The 12,117-nt window shown below is 61.9% G+C and carries 9 protein-coding genes; 1 reads left to right on the plus strand and 8 read right to left on the minus strand.

Annotation, left to right across the window (positions count from 1 at the left end; translation table 11 throughout):
• Positions 1 to 198 precede the first annotated feature (198 nt).
• The 8 genes from ABIZ35_RS26905 to ABIZ35_RS26940 all read right to left on the minus strand — a co-directional run bounded on the left by ABIZ35_RS26905 (position 199) and on the right by ABIZ35_RS26940 (position 10,593).
• A complete protein-coding gene (locus ABIZ35_RS26905; protein ID WP_348223027.1) occupies positions 199 to 1,677 on the minus strand; it encodes a gluconokinase in 1,479 nt (492 codons plus the stop codon).
• A gap of 257 nt (positions 1,678 to 1,934) precedes the next feature.
• Positions 1,935 to 4,130, minus strand: a complete 2,196-nt coding sequence (locus ABIZ35_RS26910; RefSeq protein WP_348223028.1) for a protein kinase — start codon at positions 4,128 to 4,130, stop codon at positions 1,935 to 1,937.
• Between the two features lie 21 nt (positions 4,131 to 4,151).
• The gene (locus tag ABIZ35_RS26915) at positions 4,152 to 5,615 is read right to left on the minus strand and encodes a Stp1/IreP family PP2C-type Ser/Thr phosphatase (RefSeq protein ID WP_348223029.1); all 1,464 of its coding nucleotides are present in this window, start codon (positions 5,613 to 5,615) and stop codon (positions 4,152 to 4,154) included.
• Positions 5,616 to 5,706: 91 nt separating this feature from the next.
• On the minus strand, positions 5,707 to 5,934 hold the full coding sequence (locus tag ABIZ35_RS26920) for a hypothetical protein (protein WP_348223030.1): 228 nt from the start codon (positions 5,932 to 5,934) through the stop codon (positions 5,707 to 5,709).
• Between the two features lie 116 nt (positions 5,935 to 6,050).
• On the minus strand, positions 6,051 to 6,914 hold the full coding sequence (locus tag ABIZ35_RS26925) for a hypothetical protein (RefSeq protein ID WP_348223031.1): 864 nt from the start codon (positions 6,912 to 6,914) through the stop codon (positions 6,051 to 6,053).
• 147 nt (positions 6,915 to 7,061) lie between these two features.
• A complete protein-coding gene (locus ABIZ35_RS26930; RefSeq protein ID WP_348223032.1) occupies positions 7,062 to 8,114 on the minus strand; it encodes a hypothetical protein in 1,053 nt (350 codons plus the stop codon).
• A 31-nt stretch (positions 8,115 to 8,145) separates the two neighbouring features.
• Positions 8,146 to 9,138 (minus strand): hypothetical protein, encoded by a 993-nt coding sequence (locus ABIZ35_RS26935; RefSeq protein WP_348223033.1) that lies wholly within the window; start codon positions 9,136 to 9,138, stop codon positions 8,146 to 8,148.
• A 258-nt stretch (positions 9,139 to 9,396) separates the two neighbouring features.
• Entirely contained in the window at positions 9,397 to 10,593 is a 1,197-nt protein-coding gene (locus ABIZ35_RS26940) for a phosphoglycerate kinase (RefSeq protein WP_348223034.1), read from the minus strand.
• 156 nt (positions 10,594 to 10,749) lie between these two features.
• On the opposite strand from ABIZ35_RS26940, the gene ABIZ35_RS26945 reads away from it, so the two are divergent.
• On the plus strand, positions 10,750 to 12,117 hold a 1,368-nt coding region (locus ABIZ35_RS26945; protein WP_348223035.1), incomplete at its 3' end, for a methyl-accepting chemotaxis protein.

The following is a 12,117-nucleotide window of genomic DNA, read 5'->3' on the forward strand; positions in this document are numbered from 1 at the left end:
GAAACCCACGTCTGGGAGATGCTTCGCATCTAACCGTCCGTGCCGGACGGACAAAATTGGCTATTGTCGAATGGTTTTCATTCAAGTCCGTCCGGCACGGACGGTTAGCGGTTCTTACCGCTCCCAGGCGTGGGTTTCATACCCGCGTGTCTTTAATGGGGCGGTTCTTTACGTCATGGGCTTCATACCCACGCGCCCCTACCCCAGCACCCGCGCATACAGCGCATCATACCGCTTACGCGCCTCTTGATACACCTTGTGGTTTGCCTCGGACGGCGTAAAGGTCTTCCCCTTCACCGGCGATACGACCGCAACATCCGGGATCAATCCTAGTGTCTCCAGCGCCAGCAGCGCCGCGCCTCGGCTGGACGCTTCGAAGGCCTTGCTCACGTTGATCGGAACACCAAAGACGTCGGCCAGGATCTGGGTCCAGATAGGATCGTGCTGCAAGGCGCCGCCGGAGGCGACGATCTCTTTGGCCTGCGGGAACGAGCGCTGGATCTCGGCGCGAACGGTGTCGTAGCAATACGACGCAGATTCTAAGCTTGCGCGCAGGATATCGAGCGGCGTCGTATGCAGGTTCATGCCCTCGATCGCGGCGTGCGCGGACGAATGCCAGCCGGGCGAGCGCTCCCCGGCCCAGAACGGAAGCACGGTAAGGCCGTGGATGTCCGGGGCCATCGCCGCCAGGATCTTGGCGCCGGCCCGGGTGTGGTCGCCAAGCTGTACTGTTTTCTCCAGCCAGGCGTAGATATTCCCGCCGCCGGTGAAGGCGCCGCCCAGCAGGGCGCGCTTGCGATCGACTCGGTAGCAAAAGAGCGCCTTGGGAATGGTCAAATTCTCAGCATTCACAACAATACGCATCGCCGCCGACGTTCCGATATTCAGCGCGATTCTTTGATCGCCAGTCCCCCCCCCGCCGATGTTGGAGCACGCGCCGTCGCCCGCCGCCGGGAGCCAGGGAATCTCCGCGACCGCGCTCAGCCCTCGGCGAAACTCCGGGACGATCCCCACCTGCGTCGAGGCCAGATCGCTGAGCGAGTTGAGCTGATCGTGACGGATCGGCAGTGCGCCGAGCGTCGCTTCGTCCCAATCTCCCGTATGCTGATTGAAAAGCCCCGTCGCGGACGCCATCGAAATCGAGCAAGTTGCCGAACCGAACAGCCGCAGCGCCAGATACTCGCCGAAGGACATCCAGCGTGCGACTTGGTCCACGCGCTCAAGGTGCGCCGAGGCATGCCAGAGCAGTTTGGCGGGCCAGAACGACGGGTGCAGCACGCACCCCGTTCGGCCATGGTAATCTTCTGGATCGAGCGCCTCCCGAAGCTCCGCGACATACGGCGCGGAGCGCATATCCGCCCATGAGTAAACAGGCGTCACCGCGCGACCGGCGCCGTCCACACCGACCAGACTATGCCAGAAGCACGAGATCCCCACGCCCGCGATATTCGCCTTCGTCTCTTTGTCAGACGCGCGCAAAAGCCGGCGAATACACTCCACCGTCCGCATCAGCAGTGACTCGGCGTCCGTCTCCACACCGCCGTCGGAAGTCGTCTGCTGAACATACGGCATCTGCTGCTCGCGACCAGGCAGCGCGCGGCCCCGGGTGTCGAACAGCATGGCGCGCACGGAAGACGTTCCCATATCGAGCGCGAGGACGATGGACTGTTTTGGCATAGAGTTCGGGACCTATTCCCCCGCGCTTTAGCGCGTTTCCCCCTTTTCCCAGTGAAGGGCTAAAGCCCGGGAAAAGGGGTGTTCATCATTACAGCTCAGGCGAGTTTTGTCGTTGCCCACGAAGAATTGGCCATGCCTAAACTCTTCTCACAACCCGGAACACTCGCCTGAAAGCAAGTTATTAGCACCCCTTTTCCCGCCCGAAGGGCCTTGCTGGGAAAAGGGGAGGCCGAAGTTTACTTCGGCGGGGGAATAGGTCACCCATGCGCGATCATATAGGCGACCGCCGCGCCGACCACGCAGGTCACCAGCGCCCAGATCGGCCAGCGCCCCCAGCCTCGCGGGTCGCGCGCCTGGGCGACGACCTGCATCACAAGTACGATGAAGATCGGCGGCGTGGCGCGAACAAGCATTTCCCGCGCCGCATGATCCTCGTAAGTCCCCAGACCGCGGCCAATGGCGGTCGCGCCAAGGATGCTCAGTGAAAGCAGCAGCAATGGGAACAGCCGATACTTGCCGACGGTGTCGGCGGCGGTCGCGAGCACGAACAGCGAACCGCAGAGCAGACCGCTCGCCACCGCGCCCGGCTCCCACAGATGACGGACGCCGGGAGCGAAGGTATGCGGCGCGGCGAGTCCCGCAAGCAGCGGCAGCAGGGCGCAGATCAAGACGGGAATGTACCAATAGAAGATCTTGGCGAAGCCGAGTCGGGCAGGCAGCACTGTTGCCTGTACGATGACCTCGTGCCGGCCGGCGCTTGTCTCCAGCACGACCGTCTCATGGTACTCGGCAGGCGTCTGCCAAACATTTTCCGTGTGCGCGGTGAACAACAGCTGCTGGCGCTGGCGCGTGGTGAAGGTTCGCGGCTCCACCTCGACCCAGCCCGGAGCGGCGCCGACTCGGCCCTGAATCACGCCCGTACCGGCGTTGCGCAGCAGGACGCGCTGTGTGCGCTTCTCGCCCTGGCGCATCACGCCAAAATTGACCGTCTGCGCGCTCAACGTCAGGCGCGCGCCGGCCTGGCTGGTTAGCTCGCGGCTCAGCACGCGGTCGCCAGGATGGCGGGTGACGGCCTCTTCCAGCACTTGCAGCGCCCCGGACGCATCGCCTTGGGTACGCAGAGCATGCGCGAGACGTTCATAGGCGGCGGGACGGCTGGGGTCCAGACGCGTGGAGCGGCGCAGCAGGCCGGCGGCTTCGGCGAACTGGCCTTCCTTGATGCGGCGGCTGCCCTCTTCGAACCCGTTTCGGGCTTCCGTTGAGGTATCGAGGCCGGCCCGGTAGAGGAAGTCACGCAGGGCGTCATCGGGATCGCGAGCAAGGTCGCGAGCGATCTCCTCGGCGGTCGCGGCCAGCGGGATCTCGCCGATCGCGCGCAGCCACTGGGCGAGCGCGCCGTTTCGCAAGGCCGCGCGCGCGGCGTCCCACTGCTCGGGAGCCAGTGCTAAAAAGGCGTCGATGTCCGGAAGAAACGCAAACCCGGCAAGAGCGCCGGCAGCCACGGTCGCCATTTCGCCGTCTTCGTCCACAGCCTGCGCGGCGCGTCCCGCTCGGAAGTCGATCCCGGCGATGGTCGGCTCTTCCAAATCGCGTGATGTTCCGGCGATGCTGGACGCGGACAGATCTTCCGCCAGCGCCGAGCGTGTCGCGGCGAGGCCCAGAGCGCGCAAGTCGCGGGCCATTTCGGCGGCGTCGGCGTAGCGATCGCGCTTGTCGCGGGCAAGGGCTTTGGCGGCGATTCGGTCGAGCGCCTCAGGGACTTCGGGGCGTTCCTGGGTGATCGGCGTGTACGGATCCTCATCCACGGCGCGCTTCCAAGCGAAGGGGTCTTTCGGATGAGCGACACGGAACGGACGGCGGCCGGAGAGCATTTCGTAGAGAATGACGCCCGCCGCCCAGATATCCGACTGGCGATCGGACAGCTCCTCGGCGTGGAAATCCTCGGGGGCCATATATGCGAAGGTGCCGGCCCCGCCGGCGAACGAGTTGGTGCCGAGCACTTCGGCGAGGCCGAAATCGACGAGCTTGACGTCGCCTTCGTGGGAGATAATGATGTTGGCGGGTTTGACGTCGCGGTGGACGGTGCGATTCGTGTGGGCGAAGGCGAGGCCGTCGCAGATCTGCGCGGCGATACCAACGGCGTCGGCGACCGGCAATTGCGGCGTGCGACGCAGCACATCCTGAAGGTTGCTGCCGGCTACATACTCCATATCCAGCACGACTTTGCCGTCGATCATGTCGACGCTGTTCACCTGGACGATATTGGGATGGCGCAGGCGATCCAATACGCGCGCTTCTTCGAGAAACCGATCCCGGTCTTCTCCCTGCGCGGCGATATGTTTGATCGCCACCAGCTTGCCCAGGAGCGTATCCTTGGCGAGGTAGACGATCCCCGACGCCCCGTGCCCCAGCACATCCAGGCGTTCATATTTTCCAAGCATTCCGAGAGACATCAGCGGCTCGTGGGCCTTGCGTTAGTGAGCCGCTTTGGCGGCGGGATGGATCGCCATCAAATGTCCGCCATCGACGACATAGACCGTGCCGTCGGCGGAAACCGCGATCGATTCGGGGCTTGTCAGATGGCCCTTGGCGATGGGGCCGATTTTGTCGCCCGAAGCTTTGTACTTCACGATGCTCTTGCCGGCGGCATCGGCGACATACAGATTACCCTGCGAATCCGTGGCGAAATGGACGTTCAGCTCTATGGGCTTCTTCAGAGCGGCGCCAGGCTTCTTTGCAGCGACGCCGCTTTCTTCAGAAGACGCAGTCGTCTCCAGTGGGAATTTGTAATTCGTTTTGCCATCGGGCGCAAGCGCCACGATATCGCCGGCCTGAGTGACGGCGGAGACGGTATTCTCGGCGTCGCTATAAGTGAGCGGCCCGCCGCGCACCGCCGTCTCGTAAAACGTCTCGGGAGCTTTGTAAGTCAAATGCTGGAAGTCATGGAGACGGACAGGAGGCGGAAGCGGCTTGGCGAGCGGCGGCCAGGCCGCCTGCCATTCGTAACCGGCGTCCATGGCGATGCTGGTCAGATAGATCGTGCTGGCGATAAACAGCAGCAGAAGCCCCACCAGGACCGACTGTCCCGCCGGGCGCGGAGTGCGCGGCGCGCGCCATTTCTTGGGGTTCAGGAAATCGTTCTGATCCTCGACTTCGGGCATCGCGGCGTCGGGCACGATCGGCCCCTCCGAAAATCGGACGACAACGGCGGTAATATTGTCGCTTCCACCGTTGTTCTTCGCCATCGCCACCAGCTTGTCGGCGGCGATCTGCGCGCTGGGGGCCGCCAGAAGGATACGCTCGATATCTGGATCCCGCACCGGGCCGGTCAGCCCGTCGGTACAGATCAGCACCGCGTCGATCCCCGACAAGGGATATCGCGCAACGTCCGGCGTGATCGCCGGCTCGATGCCTACAGCGCGTGTAATGACGTTGCGGAACCGCGACTTGCGCGCGCTCTCCTCGGTAATCACTCCGGCGCGAACCTGCTCGGCGACATACGAATGATCGTCGGTCACCTGCTCGATCTTTTGGTTACGGATGATATACGCGCGGCTGTCGCCCGCGTGGCCGATATAAAGCTGCCCGTCCTTGATTACGGCGGTGACGCATGTCGTGCCCATGCCTTCGGAATGCTCACCCTCGCGCGACAGCTCATAGACCTTGGCGTTCGCCTTGCGCAGAGCCGAATCGAGCGCGTCCTGCACGTCGATCTCATCGTCGCGATGCGCGTCCAGCAGGTCGACGAGCGTCTCCGCAACCGCCTCGACCGCCGCAGTGGAGGCCGTTTCGCCGAAGTTGCGCCCGCCCATACCGTCCGCGACAATCATCACTCCGTCGGCCCGCAGATGGCTCTGCTTGACATCTAGGACCGCATAAAAATCTTCATTGTTGGATCGTTTGCCCAGATCCGTTTTGGCGCCGATAAGGAGGTTCATCGTTGTAGGGATAGTATAGCCGGTGACGGTGGAAAAGGCAAGAGGAAGTCACGCCTGCCTGGTATTGAACTCAGGGGTTCTCAAAGACTTCTTACTTCGCCATCCGAATCGCGAGAACAACCGCAGTGATGCAGCCCACGGCGAGACAGATCCCGTAAAACACGCGAAATGGAAACGGGAAGTGGGATTGCCCCAGCGAAGCGGCGGCAATCCCGGCAGCGGCCAGAGACACGCCGATCCGGGTGGACTGGTCAGCGGGCGCATCTCCGAATTTCCGCGCATTGCCGAGCGAGCCGCCGCTCGCCATTCCGGAAACCAAAAGAAACGCTCCCGCGACGACGCCGACGGTCAATGCAAGAGCAAAAGCTTGAAAACACGCTGCGCCCGCAATAACTAGTGCGCAAATTACGATCGCGATTTTCCGAAAAGAATTTTTCATAGCGCAGGCGGAGACGGCGATCCCATCTCCGTATCAATCGGCTCACCGGACAGCGACTGCGCCGTTGGCTGCCCCGCCGAGTATCCAAACTCGGCGTCTCCTCCCAGGTATACGCCCCGTCCCGGCTCCACGGTTCCTAAAATATCATCCAGCGATACTTCGGGAGCCGGGATACCGATCATATCCCGGTACGCCAGCGCGGAGACTAAGAACCACAGCGGCACGGCCGCCAGCAGACCGAGGGTGAGAAAGCCGGAGCCGATCAGCGTCAATGTTCCCAGAACAAACGCCAAGCCCATCGCGATAAACCGATCGGGCCACATCGCTTTCATGCTGCGCGGCAAGGCGTCCCCCAGCGACGCTCCGGCCGCCGTGAGCGCAATGGCCGGCAGCAACAGACCGGCGAGAAAAACGCCCGGCAGCACCAGAAACAAAGAGCCGGCGCCGATGAGCAGGGAATAAACGACGCCAAAGACCAGCATGCGGCCAAACAGCGGGCCGCCCGAGAAGATATCCCGAAATGAAACGGGCTCGCCCTGCGCCTGCTTCAGCGCCATCAACGCGAGTCCGCCATACACAAAAGCCGAATAAGCCGCATTTAGCAGCGCCAGGCCGAATGTCAGTCCCGCGGGCATATGGGTAATCGCATACCACACGCCTCCGCCGCCGGCGATCTTCTGCGAAACACCGACAGCGAGGATGACAAATAAATCAATGCAGAGGGGTGCGTAAACCGCCACGATGGTCGCGGCGATCCACAGAGGGGCGTGGGACGTGAAAAGTTTCCACGCTTCGCCAAGCCAATCGAAACTCACTTTGCGCGGATGGTGAGTTCCCGCGCCGGCATATCCCGTACTCATGGACTGATCCTCCATCGACAACGATATAGAACGACGGTCCGTTTATTCACCAAGCAGGCAAGCGACTCCTTCAATCCCTTCGCTTAATATTCCAATGGCCGGCGAGCGCGTTCGCGCCGTCGGCCATTGAGAGAATTCGCAATTCGATTAAACGCCGCCGAGCGGCCGATTCGGATCGTCCGGCGGCGACTGCGGATCAGTCGGAGGCGTCTGCCCAAACGGCGGCGGAGTGCTCTGCGCGGGCCAGTCACTCGGGGCCGCGCCTTGAGACGGAAGCGCAGAACTCGGCTGATCCGGAGCCTGCGGCGGAGGCCACGCACCAGGCTGATTGCTCGGCTGCGCCGGCCAGGCGCCCGGCTGATTGCTTTGCGCCGGCGGCTGGCCAAATTGCGGTGCGCCGCCTGGTTGACCGAAGCCTGCGGAGGCTCCCGTGTTCGGCGGAGGCGGCCAGGCGCCCGGCTGCGGCGCTCCATAATCCGGAGCAAAAGGCGTAATGCCCGGCATGTCTCCCATATCGCGATACGCGAGCGCGCCCATCAGATACGCCATGGGAACGGTGGCGAACAAACCAAGGCCGCAGGGGATGATGCCTGCCAAAACCACCAGCACCAGCACGAAGCTGAACAGAGCGGCGTTGAGCAAATCTGATTTCATGGCGTTGTAACTGCGCGTGACCGCGTCCATCGCGGGAACGCCGTCGGCCACCATCGCCTGCATGGGAAGCATCAAACCAGCAACCGCAAACACACCGACACAGCAGGCAATAACGCCGCCAATATAAAGAACGCCGAGAACAAAATTGGCGATCAGCATTTGAACGAAGTACGGCCCGCCCTCGAACATATCCCCCGTCCCGATGGTTTCACCGCGCACTTGACGCACGGCCATCCGATAGAAACACGCCGCAAAAAAGGAACTGATCGGCCAGCCGATCAGTGACGACACTATCTGGCCCGCAGGAGACATCTGTGTATTCATCGCCCCCGCCCATGCAGGCATTCCCGGAGTGTTTCCCGAGAAATTGGGGTTCGGAAATACGGCGTGTAATGTCGTGCGAAGGATCCCGTTGATGACGAGATTGATCAGAAACAGAACAATCCACGGCGCCGGCGACTGTGAGAACAGCCGCCAGGATTCTCCGATCCATCCGAAATCAACACGCCGATTCGGCGCGTAACCGCTCCCCATTGATACGCTCATGCATTTCCTCCTGATTTAGTCGCCGTAACGGTCAAACATTGCCCTGCGGACGATTCGGATCGTCCGGGAAAGACTGCGGATCCTGCGGCGGGGGCCATGTCCCAGATGGATTGCCGCCCTGTGGCGGTGGCCAAGCTCCTGATTGCCCACTCTGCGGCGGTGGCCACGCGCCGGTTTGGCCTGTTGGAGGCGGCCACGCGCCCGTTTGCCCCGTTGGGGGCGGCCAAGCTCCCGTTTGGGGATTCGGCGGCGCTATGGAAGGCGGCGGAGGCCACACGCCGGCCTGGGCGACGCCATAATCCATTGGAGCAAACCGAGCAGGCATTCCGATCATATCGCGGTACGCAAGGGCTGCGATCAGATACATCATGGGGATGGTGATCAGCAAGCCCAGGAAACATGGGATCATGCTAACTAAATAGAGCGCGGCGAATAGAATCGAAAAAAGACCGGCGTTGACCCAATCGACTTTCATCGCATCCCAGGAGCGAGAAATGGCGCGCGGCGCGCTTTCTCCGTCGGCGACCAGCGCCAGCGCCGGCATCAAAAGCCCCGTCACGAAGAAGACCCCGACCACGCACGCCAGCAATCCCGCAAAGCTCAAAAGACCAAACAGGATAAACGCGGCCAGCATTTGCCAGTAGCCCGTCGCTCCATTAAATGCGTCATTGAGCGTAATCGGCTCGCCGCGAACTTGCTTCACCGCCATCCGGTAATAGGCAGACGCCTGAAATACATTGATCGCCAGACTGAAGACAGAACTGACGGCGTTCGTCATGATGGACGATTCCTGTGAAGGCGAGCTGTACTGCCCCCGCCACATGCCCGACATCCCACCGCCTCCGACCATCACCAATATCATGGAGATGACAAAGCTTATCGCAAAACCGGCAACGATGTAAATTATCTGGGAAATGATCCACGGGCTGACTTCCTGGGTGAGCAGATTCCAGGACTCACCGATCCAGCCATAATTCACGCTCCGAGGCGGAACATAGGTCCCGCCGCTATATCCCACACTCATTCATTCCCCTCGCAAACTCTTCCCGGGACCGCTGTGAACGCATAGTTAACGGCGGCCTGGGTGTAATCCTTCTCTAATGATCGCGGGGACGTCATCCCGCGCCATAAAATAAGACACGGACCTGGATGTTTGGTTGCAGAGTATTCGCTCGCTGGTCCGCAAATCTCAATCAAAACACGACAAACAAAAAAGGCGCGGCCGGTATGCCGGCCGCGCCTCACAGAATGAGACCGGCGCACTCGCCGATCCCAGTGTCGCTTACTTGTCCTGCAGCGCCGAGACGCCAGGCAGGTCTTTGCCTTCCAGGAACTCCAGCGACGCGCCGCCGCCGGTGGAGATGTGGGTCATCTGATCCGCGAAGCCGAGCTGCTCGACCGCAGCCGCCGAATCGCCGCCGCCGACGATCGTGATCGCCTTGCTGTCGGCCAGCGCCTTCGCCACGCCGCTCGTACCGACCGCGAAGCGCGGGATCTCGAAGATGCCGGCCGGGCCGTTCCAGATCACGGTCGCGGCGCCCTGAATGACCGCCGTGAACTCCTTGATCGTCACCGGACCGATGTCCACGCCTTCCCAGTCCGAGGGGATCGCGTCCACCGAAACCGCCTTAGAGTCCAGGGAGTCGACGTCGCCGCCAAACGGATTGCCGTTCGTGACGATCACGTCTACGGGAAGAACGATCTTATCGCCATTCTCCGCCAGCAGCCGCTTTGCGAACTCGATATTGCCGGCGTCGAGCAGAGACTTGCCGATCTCCTTGCCCTGCGCTTTGAAGAAGGTGTACGCCATGCCGCCGCCGATGATGAGCGTATCGACCTTGGGCAGCAGGGCTTCGATGACGGAGATCTTGTCCTTCACCTTGGCGCCGCCGAGAATGGCGACGAATGGGCGCTTGGGGTTGTTGACGTTGTCGCCGAGGTAGTCCAATTCCTTCTTCAGAAGGAATCCGGCGACAGCGGGCAGGTGATGCGCGACGCCTTCCGTGGAGGCGTGGGCGCGGTGAGCGGTTCCGAAGGCGTCGTTGACAAAGATTTCCGCCAGGGACGCAAGCTCCGTCGCGAAAGCGGGATCATTCTTCTCTTCTTCCGGATGGAAGCGGACATTCTCCAGCAGCAGGACATCGCCGTCGGCCACCGCGTTGACCTGCGTCTTGACCGCCTCGCCGACACAATCGGGCGCAAGCGGGACGCTCTTGTGGATCAGCTCGCCCAGGCGCGCCGCGACGGGCGCCAGGCTGTACTTGGGCTCCGGCCCGCCTTTGGGCCGGCCCAAGTGCGAGGCCAGAATGACGCGCGCATTTTTGCCGATCAAATATTCAATGGTCGGCAGAGCGGCGCGAATGCGGCGGTCGTCCGTGATGGCGCCGGTCTCGTCCTGCGGCACGTTGAAGTCCACGCGCACCAGCACTCGTTTGCCGGCGACGTCGATATCCTCGACGGTCTTCTTATTAAAGCTCATGGGGTCCCTCGCTAGTTATGGTCGAAAATCGGTTCCAGTATACCCGATGGCGCTCTTCACGGAAGTGCGGGAACGCCTCATTCCCCTAATGATCTCGCGCCTTTGCGCCGAATAAATAATGCCAATTAATAAAATCACCCCAAGGATGTATCGATAATGACCTGGTTTCTCAATCGCAAAACAGCGACAAAACTCTCCCTCGGCTTCGGACTTTGCGTGCTGCTCACCACGGTTCTGGGAGTCGCGGCGATCGGCCTGATGACCCATATGAGCCGCATCGCGAAAAGCATCGTGTCGGACTCGCTCACCAGCACCGAACGGCTCGCCGAATTTCACGTCGGCGCGCGGCATGTCCGCACGCTCGAGTTTCAGGCGATCCTCTCCCGAACGCAGACGGACCGAGACAAATTTCTATCCGACGCCGCCAAGGCGCAGGCGAAAGCAAACACGGCTTTGGACGCCTACGGAGAGGCCGCGAGCGACGCCGCCGACAAACAAAATTACGCCACGCTGAAAGATCAATGGGCCGCGTACCTTACGCAGCAGGAGACATGGACGCCGATGCTCGCGCGCGGCGAAAAAGACAAAAGCGTCGATCTGCTGAACGGGCCGATGCGCTCGCAGTTCCACGCCATCAGCGACACCGTCACGGCAATGACCGAATGGAACCACACGCACGGCGTCTGGTACAGCGCGCAGATCACAAAGGCCGCGAACGACGGCCTGCGCACCACGATTTCCCTGATCGTCTTCATCGCTCTGGCGAGCGGCGCGATCGGGAGCTTTATCACACGGTACATGGTCCGGTCCGTTTCCCAGATGTCGAACCGGCTGGAAACGCTGGAGTCTGTTTGCGTCACGAACCTCAGCACAGCCGTCACGGCGATGGAGCATGGAGATCTGACGGTCTCAATCGTGACAGAAACGAAGCCTCTCGAGATCGTCGCCAAAGATGAATTCGGCGCGATGGCCGGGACATTCAATTCGATGCTCGGGCGGATCCATGCGACTGTCGGCTCGTTCCGAAAGTCCCAGTCGGCGCTCAGCTGCTTGATCCTGAGTCTTCAGGAAAACGCCGCCCAAGTCTCGCAGGCGTCCGGCACGGTTGCGGACGCAAGCCAGCAAATCGGCAACGCAACGGAAGAGATCAGCAGCGTGATGCTGGAAGTGGCCCAGGCCAGCGACCAGTCGGCGCGCGGCGCCAGCGAAGTCGCCCGTGGCAGCAGCGCTCAGGCCCGCAGCGTCGCCGACAGCGCCGGCCTGGTCAAACAGCTCGCGCAAGATGTCCAAAACGTCGCCAAAGACGCCGAGGCCGCCGCCAAGGCCGCAGGTCTCGCCAATGAATCCGCTGCAAGCGGCGGCAAGACCGTCGCGCTCGCCGTCCAGGGTATGCAGAACATCCACAAGACCGTATCGCAGTCCGCGCAGGTCATCGAGGCGCTGGGAAGCTCCTCCGAGCAGATCGGAAGCATCGTCGCCACCATCGAGCAGATCGCCGAGCAGACCAACCTCCTCGCCCTCAAC

The sequence above is a fragment of the Capsulimonas sp. genome, from assembly GCF_039929585.1.
Lineage (GTDB): Bacteria > Armatimonadota > Armatimonadia > Armatimonadales > Capsulimonadaceae > Capsulimonas.